A 16,719-nucleotide genomic window follows, 5' to 3' on the forward strand; every position below is an offset into this window, starting at 1 on the left:
CTTTTTTTAAAATGTAACTTTAAGATTAAACCCGTATGATCTTCTAAATGGTAATGAACCATATTCGAAACCTTGACCATTTCCTGAAGTGTACATTGACTCAGGATCAACGTTTGGCAAATCATTATTGAATGTAAATAAATTTCTTGCAAATGCAGAAACATAAACAGAGTTTATTTTGGCACCACTAAAAACCGATTTTGGGAAAGTATAACCTAAACTCACCTCTCTTAATTTTACATAAGATGCATCATAAACAAAAGGTGCTGGTGTGTTATTGAAAACAGAATTCCAGTAATCCTGAGGATTTACAGGTGTTGTATTTTTTTCATAAACAGGATTTTGAGCGGTTCCTGTATTTACTACTCCATTGGCAACATAACCAGCTGTTGGAATCCAAGTTGCTTGGTTGAAATTAGGGTCTGAAGCCATTGCTTGAGCTCTTGCAGCGTTGTAAGCATCTCTTCCTTCGGTCGTAACATCTAAAAGCCCTTTGGTTGCTGCTAAAGAGTTTGTCATAGAATACACATCCATTCCAAATTTCATATCAACTAAAACTTGAAGCGTAATTCCTTTGTAAGAAAAACGGTTAGTTAAACCTGCTGACCAATCCGGAAGTCCTTTTCCTAAAGCAACTTTACTATCTGTATATAAAGGCAAACCATTTGCACCAATAATTACTTCACCAGATTCTGTTCTTTGAAAATCTTTACCAATAATAGTTCCGTATTGTCCTCCAACTTGAGCCACAATTGCAGCACCAGCCCAACGAGCTTCAGATATCGTATAAGTATCAATGTCTGGGTGTAAAGAAAGAATTGAGTTTTTATTGGTTGAATAGTTCAAATCTATTCCCCACTCGAAATCTTTTGATTTAATTGGTGTACCCGATAAAAACACCTCTATACCCTCATTACGTAACTCTCCAGCGTTAACCGAAATAAATTCGTAACCAGAAGTTGCAGACGATGGCAAATCGATAGTTTGATCTGAAGTATCCTCGCGATATACTGTAACATCTGCTCTCAATCTATTTTTAAAGAAAGCGGTTTCAACACCAAACTCAATTCCTGTTTTAGATTGGTAAGTCAAATCTGGATTTGGAGCTGATGTATTCTTAATATTTACAACACTCTCTCCATCATAAGCTGCATATGTTGTGTAATTAAGGGCATTTTTGTAAGCGCCAGGAGCATTTGAAACTTGAGCCCAAGAACCTCTTAATTTACCATACGAAAAAGTTTCTCCTTGCAATCCTAAAGCATCCGAAAACACAAAACCTAATGAAGCAGCAGGATAGAAAGCATCATTATTGATTACGCTAAACCAATCATTTCTTCCAGTAAATTCGGCATACAAATATCCTTTGTAATCAAATTTGGCCGAACCATAAACAGAATTTGTTCTGGTTTTGGTTTCCAATGGAGCATTTTCTGTGTGATTTGAAAAATTACTAATGTATTCTGTTTTGGGTTCAATAATATTGGTTCCAAATCTAGAATTTTGAGATCTGTTAAAGTCTCTTCTTCCCATACCAAGAATTCCAGAAAGCGTAAAATCTTCTGCTAGTTTTATATCGCTAAAAGTTGCAATGAAATCGGTGTTCATTTCGGAAACAGTAATATTGTCTAATCCTAAATATCCAGTTTCTCTTCCTGGCCAAGTACTTCCTTTAGCCATAAAATCTTTTGAAGAAAAATTATAGGTATCTAAACCTGTTCTAAGAGTCAATCCTATCCATTTTTTTATTTGATAAGTTCCTGTTACATTTCCGATAAAACGGTTTTTCTTAGACGAGTTGTGATTTTCATTTACAACCCAATATGGATTTAGCAAATACACATTGTTATTCCACTGATACATATTTCCGTTATCTGGATTTACAGAGTTTTTCAACCATTCCTGATCGATATTTGGAGCCAAACTACTTAACGAATACCCAACATTATTAGGCGAATCTCCTAACCCTGGTCTGTTGTTGGTTTTCTCCATTATATAATTTACGTTGGCATCCAAAGTAAACTTATCCGATCTTAAAGTAGCGTTTAAACTTGCATCATTTCGGTCTAAACCTGTATTGGGGATAACATCTTCGTTACTCAAGTTATTATATCCAAAACGCACAAAGGCATTTTCACTTCCACCAGAAACTGCAACACCATTTGTTGTTGTAATACCTGTTCTAAAAAAATCTTGGATATTGTTCTCGACTTTAGCGTAAGGTTTCATTGAGCCATCAAATATTTTTACTTGTTGACCTACAGATTCTGAAAATTTAGGTCCCCAAGCACTCGTAGTATAACCATAAATTTCAGAAGGCGCTTTATCAGGATCAGGTAAAGCCCCATTAGAACCAGTACCATACTCATCTTGATAGTCGCTGTATTTTGCATTTACCTGATCAAAACTAATACCGCTGGATAGTTCTACTTGTATCTTTCCTTTACTTCCTTTTTTGGTTGTAATCAAAATAACACCATTCAAAGCTCTAGAACCATATAGTGCCGCAGCAGCAGCTCCTTTTAGAACAGTCAAGCTTTCGATATTGTTTTGATTGATGCTCGAAATACCATCTCCGCTATCTCTACCATCAAACCATTTGCTGGTTGCAGCAGTATCGTTAGACAAACCGGTATTGTCAATAGGAACTCCATCTACTATATATAGAGGTTGGTTATTTTCGCCGATACTCGAAATACCTCTAATAATTACCCTAGAACTTCCTCCTACTCCAGTTGCAGGAATAGATACATCGACACCAGCTACTCTACCAGAAAGAGCTGTAGCAACATTGGTCGTAATAGCCTTACTTAATTGTTCTCCTTTGACATCTTGAACAGAATATCCTAATTCTTTCTTTTGTCTTTTGATTCCCAATGCAGTAACAACTACTTCATTAAGACCTTGGGCTTGTTCGGTTAGAACAACATTAACGGTTTCTGAATTTCCAACAGTAACACTTTCGGTTTTAGCTCCTATAAAAGTAAAAACTAAAACATCTCCTGTGGTTGCAGCAATACTATAGCCCCCATCATAGTCAGTTTGACTTCCTTTTGTTGTCCCTTTTACAAGAACACTTACTCCTGGCATCGGAATCCCGTTTTGATCCTTTACCAAACCTTTGACTGTTTTTACTTGCGCAAAAGCTAAATGCGAAGTAAAAAGAATCATAAAGATTAATGTGATTTTCTTCATTATTTACGTCTTTTTTAGTTAGTATTGGATAAATTTATTGTTAATGTTAACATAAATAAAACAATTTATATAAACTGCACTAAAGTTTAAACGAACAGCATCAAACAATCAACATTGCGTTTTTAAACGACATTTTTCACATGATTTTTCAGCTTTTTTCACTATTTTTTTAATTTTTTTTTCAATTAATTCCTCTTTTTTCATAACAAAATGATTATTGTTGCATAATCAAAAATCAGTTTGCTTTTGTACGGTTTGTAATCAAAATTTAAAGATGAAAAAAATAGACTTCAACATAAAACTCAGTAATCATATATGGTTTTGGTCAATTTATTTTTTACTAAATTTTTTAAGATGGGGGGCTTACTTCAACAATTATGAATATTCCTTCAAATCCAATCTTATTGAATTTTCACTTCACATTCCATTAGTATATTTCAATTTATTAATACTCATTCCGATGTTTGTATTAAAATCGAAATACATCAAATACACAATTTCATTAATAATAAGCTTAGGAGTTGTCTATCTACTAAAAACCGGACTTACCTATTTCTTAATATCAAAAAATATTTGGCCAGAAGCCAATAGAGATTACAGCCCATTTGATATCAATCATATTCTGGCAGTATGCATTGGAGAATTATATGTACTTGCTGTTGCATCCTCTATATATTTAATGTTAACTTGGCTCAAAGAAAGAGACCTTAATAAAGCAATCATAGAGAATCAAAATAAAATAAAATTAAAATACCTCAAAAACCAGATCCAACCGCATTTCTTTTTTAATACACTCAATAATTTGTATGCGCTTTCGCTAGAATCGTCTAACAAAGTTCCCAATGTCATTATCAAACTTTCTCAGCTAATGGAATATGTATTATATGATATTCAGGATTCTAAATTTGTTCCTCTATTAAAAGAGATCGATTATATCCAGAATTATATTGAGATTGAAAAACTTAGATTTCAAAATGTTGAAGTTCAAATTAATGTTGAATCGAATATCGAGAATATAAAAGTCCCTCCTTTGTTATTTATTTCACTAATAGAAAATGCCTTTAAACATGGCGGTATAAAAAATGAAGACCTCAAAATCAAAATCAATTTAAGAGTGTTAAACTCTAAACTCGAATTTGAAGTAATAAATAATTTTGTATTTTCACCCCAAGAAAAAAACAAAAAAGGAATTGGATTAGTGAATACCAAAAAAAGACTAAAACTTATTTATAAAAACAATTTTAGTATTCAACAAAAAATAAAGCTCCATTTTTATATCATTAAAATTCAAATACCTTTAAACAATGAAGATTAAATGTGTAATTATTGACGACGAACCATTAGCTGTAAAAGTACTACTCAATTATTTTGAAAATTTTTCAGATTTTGAAATACTAGCCACATTTAACAATTCATTGGATGGTTTAGAATTTATAAATTCGACACCTGTTGATGCCGTCTTTCTAGACATCAATATGCCCATGATGACTGGCTTTGAATTAATAAGCTTACTCGAAAAAAAGACCAGAATAATTATCACTACCGCTTTTAGAGAATTTGCCGCCGAAAGTTATGACCTTGAAGTATTGGATTATTTAGTAAAACCTATTCCATTACCTCGATTTATAAAATGCATTCATAAGATAGAAGCTGAATACAATTTAAAAAACAATATCAAAATTGAAAATCACCGTGCCGAACCGTACATATTTATCAAGGTTGATAAAAAAATGGTAAAGATTAATATAGACGAAATTCTATTTATAGAAGGAATGAAAGAATACATTAAAGTCATCACTCCTGAGAAAACTTATATCACACACAAATCACTAACATCATTAACTGACGAGTTACCTGCAGATCAGTTTATGCGTATTCATAAATCATATACCATTGCGCTCAACAAAGTAAAATCGATTGAAGGAAACAGGATTCAAATTTCGTCATATACAATTCCGATTGGTCGAAATTATAGCAAAGATGTAAAAGCCAAAATACTCGAATAAAACATCGTTAAGTACACTACATACTTACCCTTTTAAAAAAAACAAAAAAGCACACTTCACCTCAGTAAAAGTGTGCTTTTTACATTTATTTTTATACCCAAAAAAACAAAAAAATCACGCTTTTCAACTTAAAAAAAGGGTAAACAAAACACATTTTTTTGGATAAAAAAAGCAACAAAATAACCATTTGTTGATAAAATTGTGTCGTTTATTTAAAAGTAAAAAACTTTACATTCCAAAATTTTTTTTTGAAATTCTTAACAAATATATTTACAGTCTTGCAGCATCAAAAAAATAATTAATAACCACTAAAAAAATTAAATTTTTAAATTATGAGTTCAGAAAATTCACAAACCAAGTGGGGTCAATTTATCCCCTTAGTAATTGTATTCTTCTTTTGGGGATTTGTAGCGGCAAGTAACGACATTTTAATCCCTGTTTTTCAAAAAGCATTCAACTTAACCCAAGGAGAGAGCCAGTTAGTTGCATTTGCATTTTACATCGCTTATACTGTTGGATCTCTTATTTACATGGGAGTTTCGGTTATCATCAAAGAAGATTTAGTAAACAAAATTGGTTATAAAAATGGATTAACTTTAGGTTTAGCCATCTCAGCTCTAGGAACCCTTTTATTTTATCCAGCTGCCAATACTGGATCATTTCCATTGATGCTTGCCGGATTATTTATTGTTGGATTGGGATTTTCACTACAACAAACAGTTGCCAATCCATTAGCAATTGCTTTAGGGCCTATTAAAACTGGTTCACAGCGTCTTACCCTTGCAGGAGGAATTAACAATTTCGGAACAACAATAGGACCACTAATCGTAAGTTTTGCAATTTTTGGGTCTAATGCAAACGCAAATACCACTGCAGATATTGAAAGTGTAAAAATTCCATATTTAGTATTAGGAGTTGCATTCTTAGTAGTTGCTATTCTTTTAAAATTTTCATCATTACCTGAAAAACCTGTTTTAGAAGAAGAAACAACTTCTAGCGAAGAAACCACAACCAAAACATCAGCACTACAATACCCGCAATTGGTTATGGGAATGTTTGCTATATTCTTATATGTGGGTGTTGAAGTTTCTACTGCCAGTAATTTACCAGCCTATATGGAATCTAAACTTGGATTTTTGACTAAAGACGTAGCACCTTACATTTCATTATATTGGGCTAGTTTGATGATTGGTCGTTGGACAGGAGCTGTCGAAGCTTTTACAGAAAACATGAGCCTATTAAAAATATTACGTTTCGTTGCCCCTTATTTAGCTTTTGGAACATTTTTAATTGTGAATGCTATCGCAAACCACGATTTGACACCATTTTATATTTATGGTTTAGTAATCCTAGTATTAATTGTAGCAGATATGGCCTCAAAAGGAAACCCAGCTAGAATGCTCCTTATTTTCTCTTCACTAGGAATTATTGCTACAGCAATTGGAATGGTAACTAGCGGAATGGTTAGTGTTTATGCTTTTACTAGTGTTGGTCTTTTCTGTAGTACCCTTTGGCCATGTATTTTTACATTAGCCGTAAGCGGATTAGGAAAACATACTAGTCAAGGAAGTAGCTTTTTGATTATGATGATTATGGGAGGTGGATTTGTGAGTGTTGGCCAAGGTAAAATTGCCGAAGTTATCGGAATACAAAACAGTTATATCGTTGGTATAATCTGTTTTGCTTACTTGGCTTTTTATGCTTGGAAAGTAAGTGGAATTCTAAGAGCTCAAGGTATAAGCTTTGACAAAAAAGTATCTGGAGGACATTAAAAGTATTCAGTTCACAGTAACTGTAAAACAAAAATCCCATTCAATGAATGGGATTTTTTATGCAATTCAATAGCATACTGAATACTAAATTCTGCTATCTGAATATTTCTATTTATTTCCTTTCTCGAAATCAGCAATAAACTGAGCCAATCCAATATCAGTCAAAGGATGTTTTAATAATCCTTCAATTGCAGATAGAGGCCCTGTCATAACATCTGCACCAATTTTTGCACAGTTTACAATATGCATTGTATGACGAACAGAAGCTGCTAAAATCTCAGTTTCGTAACCATAATTATCATAAATCTCTCTAATTTCTTGAATCAAATTCAAACCATCAGTCGAAATATCATCCAAACGTCCCACAAAAGGAGAAACATAAGTTGCACCAGCTTTAGCTGCTAATAACGCTTGACCAGCAGAAAAAACAAGAGTTACATTAGTTTTAATTCCTTTATCTGAGAAATATTTTGCTGCCATTACACCCGCTTTTGTCATCGGTAACTTCACAACAATTTGCTCGTGCAAATCAGCCAATTCCTCTCCTTCTTTAACCATTCCCTCAAAATCCAAAGCATTAACCTCTGCACTTACATCTCCAGTAACCAAATTACAGATGTCAACATAATGTTTCAAAATGTTGTTTTTCCCTGTAATTCCCTCTTTCGCCATCAATGACGGATTAGTCGTTACACCATCCAAAACACCTAATGCCTGCGCTTCTTTAATCTGAGCTAAATTAGCTGTATCAATAAAAAATTTCATAATTATATTTATTTAATTGTGTTCATAATTTGGGCGTGCCCCAAGGGTCGGGTGTTCCGCTGTATCTTTTTGTTTTTAAAGAAAAAACAAAAAGGATGCCGCTTCACCCCCTCACGCAAATTTGATGCAAAATTACAAAATCAATATCAATAACAATTTCAAAAACAAAATCAATTTGTGATTTAAATACTGAAATCAATAATTAACACACCTTTTATAATTTATAATGATTCATTAACATTTTCTCATAAACTTTATCAGGAAGTGCACGTTTCAAAACAATAGAAAACTTCTGCATAAAAGCCCCAACTTTATAATGAACATTAGGTCTTTTATTCTGTATGATTTTATAAACAGCTTCGGCCATTTCATTCGGATTACTTCCCCCATCAACATGTTCATTCATTGTAGCAAGTGTGTCTCCGTAAACTTTTTCGTAAGCCGAACCTTTTACAACAGGCGAATGAAAACGCCCAGAAGCAATATTCGTAGCAAAATCTCCTGGGGCAACATTCGTAATCTCAATTCCAAATTGTTTTACTTCCATTCTCAAAGCTTCTGTAACCAACTCCAAAGCTCCCTTTGATGCCGAATAGACACTTCTATAAGGTAATCCCATATACCCCGCAATCGACGTAATATTGATAATCAAACCCGCTTTTTGCTTTCGCATTTGTGGTAAAACCGATTTCATTACCTCAATCGGTCCAAAAAAATTAGTTTCAAAGTTATTCTTGATTTCTTCCATCGGAATTTCTTCCAAGGGACCGGTAATCCCGACACCTGCATTATTAATCACAACATCTAACCTTCCAGAAATTTCTATAATTTTAGCAACAGCAGCTTTAATTGATTCTACATTTCGAACATCCAGAGCCACAAGCGGAAAAACAGAATTCAGCACTTTCTCAGGATTTCTACTCGTTCCGTAAACTACGAAACCTTTTTGATGTAAATGTTCACCAATAGATTTCCCAATTCCTGATGATCCTCCAGTAATCAAAACAACTTTACTCATAGTGTAAGTTTAAAAGTTTAAGGTTTAAAGTTGTTAGACTAATTCATTAGACTTTCAAATAACTTTAAACGAAAAAAGCACATTTTTTTTAGAAACCTCCAAAAATAAAAAAATCTCCCCTAAGGAAGACTGTATTTGTATAATTTTGAATTTATATATAAAAAATGGCAAGCGACCTACATCGCACCGCTCAACCACGTACCCTTGCTATGTTCCCATCCTGGGGGAGTCTGCAGGAGCTGGTCGTGTAGGACTTGCCGGTGCAAATGTACAACCTTTTTATATTTTCGCAAGCACTTTGCACTAAAAAAATAACGTTGTATATTGGTCTTTTTAAAACTTAAATCATGAAAAAACATAACATATTAATTACCATTTTATTAGGTATTTCATTAATAGGATGTGGTGATACCAAAAAAGGTGAAAATTCTTTATTTACTATTGATGATTCTGCTTTTCCTGCCCATTTTACAGCTACAGAGTCCGTTTCTATTGCTGTTTTAAATCCAAATTCTAAAGAAATTGACAGCATCAATTACTTTGTTAACGACAAAAAAGTGGGAAGTACAAAAGGTTCTGAAAAATTTAATTTTGAATTAAAACAACAAAAACTAGGATACCAACACTTAAAAGCAACTGTTTATTACGATTCAGAATCATCTGATGCGACCAAAAGAATTGAGTTAGTATCAAATGTTACTCCTAAATTATTAAAATACAAAATCATAAACACCTACCCACATGACACAGCCTCATTTACAGAAGGTTTAGAGTTTTATGAGGATGTATTGTTTGAAAGCACTGGACAAAAAGGGGATTCTTATTTCAGACAAATTGATTACAAAACTGGAAAAGTTATCAAACAAGTAGATCTTTCAAACGAATATTTTGGAGAAGGAATCACGTTCATCAACGGAAAAATTTTCCAACTTACTTGGCAAGAAAAAACAGGTTTTATATATGATGCCAAAACATTTAAACTCGAAAAAACGTTTACTTACGACAAAGATATTGAAGGTTGGGGAATGACCAATGACGGAAAATACATTTACCATTCGGATGGAACTGAAAAAATTTGGAAAATGGATCCAAATAATCAAAAACTGATCGATTACATTAATGTATATTCAGGCGAATCTAAAATAAAAGCAGTAAACGAACTCGAATTAATCAATGGAAAATTCTTTGCAAATATTTTCGAAAAAGATGCCATTGCCATTATCAATCCAAATTCAGGGGCTGTAGAAGCAATTCTGGATATGTCAGGATTACGAAAACTTATAAATGTTAACCCAACTGATGTTTTAAACGGTATCGCCTATAATCCAAAAACCAAAACAATTTTTATAACAGGCAAAAACTGGGATAAGATATTCGAAATCACGATTTCGGAATAAATAAAAAAAGAATAATACAAAACACGAATTTCACAGATTTCACGAATTACCAAGTGACTATTTGTAGAGTTCGTGTTTTTAATTTCATTACATTTATATAATGACAACTCTCATTACAAATATAAAAGAGCTATTACAAGTTCGGGATGCTTCTGTTTTAAAAGTTGCTGGTGCCGAAATGGCGGTTTTACCAACAATTAAAGACGCTTTTTTAGTTCTACAAAACGATTTGATTGTAGATTTTGGAGACATGGAAAGTCTTCCAGAAATCAATGCTGATAAAATTATTGATGCTACAGGAAAAATGGTGTTACCTTCTTGGTGCGACAGCCACACCCACATCGTATATGCTGGGAATCGCGAACAAGAATTTGTCGATCGCATCAAGGGATTGTCTTATGAAGAGATCGCCAATCGTGGTGGCGGAATATTGAATTCTGCTAAAAAACTAAACGAAACTTCTATTGAAGAGATTTACAATCAATCTAAAGCAAGACTTGAAGAAGTCATTCAGTTAGGAACGGGTGCAGTCGAAATCAAATCAGGATACGGACTAACGGTTGAGGGAGAACTCAAAATGCTACGTGTAATTCAGCAATTGGCACAAAACTACCCCATAACCATAAAGGCCACTTTTTTAGGAGCTCATGCCTTTCCTCTCGAATTTAAGGAAAATAAAAACGGTTATATCGATCGCATCATCAACGAAATGCTTCCCGAAATTGCAAAAGAAAATTTAGCTGATTTTATTGATGCTTTTTGCGAAACGGGTTATTTTTCTGTTGAAGATACCGAGAAAATCATACAAGCCGGAATTCTATTAGGTTTAAAACCCAAAATTCATGTCAATCAATTCAATTCTATCGGAGGTATTCAAATGAGTGTAAAAAACAACGCTCTTTCGGTCGATCATCTTGAAATTATGAATCCAGAAGACATAGAAGCATTAAAAAACACCGAAACAATGCCAGTTGCCTTGCCTTCATGCTCTTATTTTATAAGCATCCCTTATACTCCAGCCCGAAAAATGATTGGTGAAGGACTTCCTTTAGCATTGGCCACAGATTTCAACCCTGGCACTACTCCATCAGGGAATATGAATTTTGTGGTTGCAACTGCCTGTATCAAAATGAAAATGACTCCTGAAGAAGCAATAAATGCTGCTACACTTAACGGTGCTTATGCAATGGGTATTTCAAACTCACATGGGAGCATCACCAAAGGAAAAAAAGCAAATTTAATCATCACCCAAAAGATCCCTTCTTATTACCAATTACCATATGCATTTGGAAGTAATCTAATTCATACCGTGATATTAAACGGAAAAATCATCAACCAATAATTTTTATTGCAAAAAAAAGAGCGATACTCGAATTTCGAATATCGCTCTTTTTAAATTTTATATACAATTATCTTAAAGAAAAATTAGTAGTTGAAACCAATTGATCTTTATCAAAAACGTTTACTGCATACAATCCTTTTTCAAAATCTTTACCTGCTAAATCTTGAGAAACCTGAACCGTTTTGTTTTCATATTTCACACTTGAAATAAAGCTATAACTCAATACTTTTTCTCCAAAAGTAATAGTTTTTGCTTCACCCAAAACATTGTTTTTACTATCAATTACTTGAACATAATAGTCTTTGTCTCCAGATTTTGCAATAGAGTTTTCGGCGATTGTAAAACTAATTTTAAGAACATTTGCTCTACTCGCTTTGTCTGTTGCTATTTCTTTACCAGAACTTTTTAATTTATAAGCAGCTGTTTGAAGATTCAAAACTGATAATTTTCCACCTTTTTCAACTGTTTTAGATAATTCTTCGTTTTGACCAACCAAAACTTCATTGAATTTTTGAGCTTCACCCAAAACAACAACTGTACTATCGCGTTGGTGAGTCAAAGTAACATTTTGTTTTTTCAAGCCTTCGTTTTCAGCCATCAATTGTTTCATGTTATTTTGCAATGATCTAACTTGATTTCTGTATTTCGATACATCTCCGTTAGATTTTTTAAGCTCATCCATCAAATTAACCACTTTATCTCTTTCTTGTAATAATTCTTCAGACATCGAGGTGTTTTCTGCAATTGCAGCATCATAAGTCGCTTTAAGATCTTGCAAATCTTTCATTACAGATTCTTTTTCCGAACCTACTTTTACGATTTCGGTTTGAATGGTATCAACTTCTGATGACATTTTAAAAATATAAACTAAACTACCAACTAATAAAATAGCCAATACCGCTATTACAGCTTTTAGACTTGAATTGTTTTTTTGATTTTCCATGTTAAAAAATGATTGTTTTTACAAATTTACTATTATCTATAACGCAACTTAACACAATTATATTATTTTTGGAAAATATTTTTTTATGGAAAAACTTATTACATTCAGTGTTAACGATCTAGCCAAAATAACCAATCATCGAAGTGGTGAAATTAAATTTGGCGAAAAAATAATTACTGTTCCAAATGATGTAGAACCGTTTGGTTTTATAAAAAAAAGTGAAGCAAAATTTGTGATATTTGGTATTCCGGAAGATATTGGTGTTCGAGCTAATTACGGAAGACCTGGAGCAGCTTCGGCATGGAAAAGTGCCATATCCAGTATAGCCAACATTCAGCACAATCGTTTTTCAAAAGGAAATCAAATCATTGTTTTGGGACATCTGAATTTAAAGTCTGAAATAAAGGAAGCCGAAAATCTTGATTTTTATGATATCGATGACCGTTCTAAATTGAGCCAACTTGTCGAAAAAATCGACAAAGAAGTTTCCCATATTATTTGTAAAATAATCCAAGCTGGAAAAATACCAATTGTAATTGGTGGCGGACACAATAATTCATACGGAAATATAAAAGGAGCCGCTTTGGCAAAAGGCAAGGCTGTAAATGCCGTAAATTTTGATGCACATTCCGATTTTAGAATTTTAGAAGGTCGTCATAGTGGCAATGGATTTTCATACGCCTTTGAGGAAGGTTTTTTAAAAAAATATTTCATTTTTGGACTTCATGAAAATTACACTTCAAAAAGCGTATTGGATATCATCAAAAAAATTGAAGATCGTGTTCGTTACAATACTTATGACAGCGTAAATATTAGAAAGGAAAAGAAATTTCAAGACGAAATGATTATTGCTCTTGATTTCATTAAAAATGATCCTTTTGGTATAGAAATAGACCTAGATGCTATTCCGAATATTGCCAGTAGCGCAATGACACCAAGCGGATTCTCTATTGAAGAACTTCGCCAATTTGTTTCTTTTTTTGCAAAAAATAAAAATGCTACTTATTTACATATTTGCGAAGGAGCACCTGAATTAGGAGAAGAAAAAAACAATCATTTAATTGGCAAACTCATTGGTTATTTGGTAACCGACTTTATGAAATCTAACAATTCTATCTCGCTATAAAACACAATTACTTCATTTCAAATTAATTTTCTTCCAAAATAATAACACTATCTTTGCAAACTTATCTATGTACTCAACACAAGATATTTTAATATAAAGATATGTTATTCGAAGATTTATCACTTTCAAAAAGTATTCAAAGAGCTGTATTTGAAGAAGGCTATACAGAAGCTACCCCTATTCAGGCACAATCTATTCCTATCGTATTAGCAGGAAAAGATTTAGTAGGCTGTGCCCAAACAGGAACCGGAAAGACAGCAGCATTTGCTATTCCAATTATACACCAATTGCATCGCTTAGTTGGTTCATCAAAAAAGAAAAAAGTAGTACGAGCATTAATAGTAACCCCTACTAGGGAATTGGCCGTACAAATTGGACAAAGTTTTGATACCTATGGCAAATACACCAACCTAACACAATTAACTATTTTTGGTGGAGTTTCTCAAAATCCTCAAGTAGAAGCTTTAAAAAACGGGGTGGATATCCTTATTGCTACACCAGGACGTTTATTAGACTTACATAAGCAAGGCTTTATAGACCTGAATCATTTACATACTTTGGTATTAGACGAAGCTGACCAGATGTTGGATATGGGTTTTGTAAACGATGTCAAAAAAATTGTAAAGTTGACTCCAAAAAACAGACAAACTCTTTTCTTTTCTGCAACCATGCCAATTGTCATTAGAGAATTAGCCGAAATGTTTCTTACCGATCCAGAATCAGTAACAGTTTCGCCAGTATCTTCAACAGCAGAAAAAGTTGAACAGCGTATCTATTTTGTTGAGAAAGGCGAAAAAAGAAATCTCCTTTATCACTTGATAAAAAGCGAAAATTTATCTAATGTTTTAGTTTTTTCAAGAACCAAACACGGAGCTGATAATGTTGTAAAAGCGTTGCGAAAAAAAGAAATTGCGGCCGAGGCTATTCATGGAGATAAATCTCAAAACGCAAGGCAGCGAGTTTTGGATGCTTTTAAAAACAAAGAAGTCAATATCCTAGTAGCTACAGATATTGCTGCACGCGGAATAGACATAGACCAATTACCGTTTGTCATCAATTTTGATTTACCAAACATTCCGGAAACCTACGTTCATCGAATTGGAAGAACGGGACGTGCTGGAAATGGCGGAATTGCAATTTCTTTTTGTAGTAAAGATGAAAAAGATTACTGGAAAGACATTCAAAGGCTAATAAAAGTAGAGGTTAAAACCATAAATGACCATCCATATCCGTGGCATTCAGGAAGTCCGAATACGACTGAAAAACCTAAAAATTCCAATCGAAGCGGTGGCGCTCATAAATCTAGAAAATCTACAGCATCCAAACAAAATAAAAAGCGCTGGTATTAGTAAAAGCGACTTACCCAATTTTTTAAAAACCATTTTTTAACTATTAAAAAATGGTTTTTTCTTATACAGACATTCTTACTTTCGAGACAAGATCCTGAATCACTTTGAACAACTGAACAGATTCGAATGGTTTTACAATTATATCATTCATCCCTGACATCAAAGCTTCATCTGTAATTTCATTCTTATCAAAAGCGGTTAACGCTATAATCGGAATTTGAATTCCTTTTTCTCTAATTCTTCTAGTGGTTTCAAAACCATTCATTAGTGGCATATTAATATCCATTAAAATAACATCGAAGCTTTCGGTTTCTAAAATCGTTAAGGCTTGAAAACCATCATCAACTACTTTACAATAATAATTATTTCTTTCGATTGTCTTTTTGGTAATCAATTGATTGATACGATTATCTTCAACAACCAAAACTTTATAGATCAGATTAGAACTCAAATCCACATCAATATTACTGATTATATCATCTACTTTTACAATATTACTTTCAAAATTAATATTAAAAATAAAAGCTGTTCCGTTCCCCAACTCACTCTCTACTTTAATTTGACTACCAAAAAGTTCCAGTAGTCGTTTCACAATAGCTAATCCTAGACCTGTTCCTTGATAATCAAGATCTTTTCGTCCGACCTGTACAAATTTATCGAAAATTCTATTTTGATCTAAAACATCAATACCAATACCATTATCTATGATTTTTATTTCAATTGTATGAATATCACCCGCTACATTTTTTTGCTTAGCAATAATATCAATTTTACCATTTTTGGTGAATTTTAAGGCGTTACTCACCAAATTCATCAATATTTGAGCGAAACGAAGTTTGTCACCAATTAAACTTACTGGAATACGTGGATCGACATCAATATAGATTTTATTATTGTTTTTTTTGGCAATAAAAGACAACGAATCCTTAATCATCTGAAATTCATCCGTCAGATTAAAAACCAATTTTTCCAAAACAATTTTATTCTCTTCAATTTTATTTATTTGTAAAATATCATTCACCAATGATAAAAGATAGCGAGCCGAAAACTTCAAAGAATTCAAATGTGGACTTTTTGCCAGCTCTTTGTGTTCTTCCAAAAGTAAGTCGGCAATACCCACAACTCCATACAATGGAGTTCTTAATTCATGACTAATGGTCGATACAAATTGGGTTTTTAGCATTGCCGATTCTTCTGCTTTCTTATTGGCAATTAATAATTCTTCGTTGGCAACTAACAAATCAGCATTTGCTTTTGTTCTAAATTTATTATTTCGAATTAATGAGATCAGAAATAACAGCAGTACAAAGATGGCAATAACAAAAAGTAAAACGATTATTCGGGATTTTTTTAAACTTTGAAATTGTAAATTCTTCTCAATTTCAATTTTATCAATGGTTCTTTTATACTCATCCAATTCGAAATTTATACCTTGAACATTGGCTTTTTCTAATTTTTCTTCAGAATAGATTTCTTCATTCAGATTCGTGTAAATTTCTAAATTTTCATAGGCTTCTTTATATTTTTTTTGTTTTAATAAAAGTTTAGAATATTCTAGATGGGCATAAGACAAATCAGATTTTTCTTTTAGTTCGTTTCCTAAACGAATTGCCTCATTAAAATAAAAATCTGCTTTTTCATTCTCGTTTTTAAAATTAAAGAACATACCATTGAGCATATTCACAATAATAATTACAGATTTATCATGATGGTTTTTATAATAATTATTTCTGATTCTCCGCAAACACACCTAATATTTTTAGTATATTAGCGCTCAAAAAGCAGGGATTATGAACATATTCAGTT

12 protein-coding genes and 1 other RNA gene are annotated in these 16,719 nt (G+C 32.8%); 7 read left to right on the forward strand and 6 right to left on the reverse strand.

The genetic code is table 11. The annotated features are described in order from the left end of the window. Nucleotides 1-6: 6 nt before the first annotated feature. Complete coding sequence (locus ABEB18_RS14135; protein WP_348799959.1) at nt 7-3,195, reverse strand: SusC/RagA family TonB-linked outer membrane protein; 3,189 nt, start codon at nt 3,193-3,195, stop codon at nt 7-9. 274 nt (nt 3,196-3,469) lie between these two features. On the opposite strand from ABEB18_RS14135, the gene ABEB18_RS14140 reads away from it, so the two are divergent. From ABEB18_RS14140 to ABEB18_RS14150, 3 genes are all read left to right on the forward strand, one after another. Then, on the forward strand, nt 3,470-4,510 hold the full coding sequence (locus ABEB18_RS14140) for a sensor histidine kinase (protein ID WP_348799960.1): 1,041 nt from the start codon (nt 3,470-3,472) through the stop codon (nt 4,508-4,510). Next, nucleotides 4,500-5,201: a LytR/AlgR family response regulator transcription factor gene (locus ABEB18_RS14145; RefSeq protein ID WP_348799961.1), complete on the forward strand. Its 702-nt coding sequence runs from the start codon at nt 4,500-4,502 to the stop codon at nt 5,199-5,201. Before ABEB18_RS14140 ends, ABEB18_RS14145 begins: the two co-directional genes overlap by 11 nt. 332 nt (nt 5,202-5,533) lie before the next feature. Continuing rightward, nucleotides 5,534-6,973 carry an MFS transporter gene (locus tag ABEB18_RS14150; protein WP_348799962.1) on the forward strand — a complete coding sequence of 480 codons (1,440 nt, stop codon included), beginning with the start codon at nt 5,534-5,536 and terminating at the stop codon, nt 6,971-6,973. 108 nt (nt 6,974-7,081) lie between these two features. On the opposite strand, the gene fsa is transcribed toward ABEB18_RS14150, so the two are convergent. The 3 genes from fsa to ffs all read right to left on the reverse strand — a co-directional run bounded on the left by fsa (nt 7,082) and on the right by ffs (nt 9,016). Then, nucleotides 7,082-7,738 (reverse strand): fructose-6-phosphate aldolase, encoded by a 657-nt coding sequence (gene fsa / locus ABEB18_RS14155; RefSeq protein ID WP_348799963.1) that lies wholly within the window; start codon nt 7,736-7,738, stop codon nt 7,082-7,084. A gap of 214 nt (nt 7,739-7,952) precedes the next feature. Next, on the reverse strand, nt 7,953-8,756 hold the full coding sequence (locus tag ABEB18_RS14160; protein ID WP_348799964.1) for an SDR family oxidoreductase: 804 nt from the start codon (nt 8,754-8,756) through the stop codon (nt 7,953-7,955). Between the two features lie 162 nt (nt 8,757-8,918). Then, an RNA gene (gene ffs / locus ABEB18_RS14165) (signal recognition particle sRNA small type) lies at nt 8,919-9,016 on the reverse strand. An 87-nt stretch (nt 9,017-9,103) separates the two neighbouring features. Here ffs and ABEB18_RS14170 point away from each other — a divergent pair. Continuing rightward, nucleotides 9,104-10,153, forward strand: coding sequence for a glutaminyl-peptide cyclotransferase (locus tag ABEB18_RS14170; RefSeq protein WP_348799965.1), 1,050 nt, complete (start codon nt 9,104-9,106; stop codon nt 10,151-10,153). A gap of 100 nt (nt 10,154-10,253) precedes the next feature. Beyond that, nucleotides 10,254-11,495 carry an imidazolonepropionase gene (gene hutI / locus ABEB18_RS14175; RefSeq protein WP_348799966.1) on the forward strand — a complete coding sequence of 414 codons (1,242 nt, stop codon included), beginning with the start codon at nt 10,254-10,256 and terminating at the stop codon, nt 11,493-11,495. A gap of 67 nt (nt 11,496-11,562) precedes the next feature. Here the strand turns inward: hutI and ABEB18_RS14180 are convergent, their stop codons facing one another. Beyond that, the gene (locus tag ABEB18_RS14180) at nt 11,563-12,438 is read right to left on the reverse strand and encodes a DUF8428 domain-containing protein (RefSeq protein ID WP_348799967.1); all 876 of its coding nucleotides are present in this window, start codon (nt 12,436-12,438) and stop codon (nt 11,563-11,565) included. Between the two features lie 85 nt (nt 12,439-12,523). Between ABEB18_RS14180 and ABEB18_RS14185 the strand changes: the two genes are divergently transcribed. Continuing rightward, nucleotides 12,524-13,564 (forward strand): formimidoylglutamase, encoded by a 1,041-nt coding sequence (locus tag ABEB18_RS14185; RefSeq protein ID WP_348799968.1) that lies wholly within the window; start codon nt 12,524-12,526, stop codon nt 13,562-13,564. 101 nt (nt 13,565-13,665) lie between these two features. Continuing rightward, the gene (locus ABEB18_RS14190; RefSeq protein ID WP_348799969.1) at nt 13,666-14,913 is read left to right on the forward strand and encodes a DEAD/DEAH box helicase; all 1,248 of its coding nucleotides are present in this window, start codon (nt 13,666-13,668) and stop codon (nt 14,911-14,913) included. Between the two features lie 61 nt (nt 14,914-14,974). Here the strand turns inward: ABEB18_RS14190 and ABEB18_RS14195 are convergent, their stop codons facing one another. Then, a complete protein-coding gene (locus ABEB18_RS14195; protein ID WP_348799970.1) occupies nt 14,975-16,657 on the reverse strand; it encodes a response regulator in 1,683 nt (560 codons plus the stop codon). Between the last annotated feature and the right edge of the window lie 62 nt (nt 16,658-16,719).

This window comes from Flavobacterium adhaerens, from assembly GCF_040045115.1.
Classification (GTDB): domain Bacteria; phylum Bacteroidota; class Bacteroidia; order Flavobacteriales; family Flavobacteriaceae; genus Flavobacterium; species Flavobacterium adhaerens.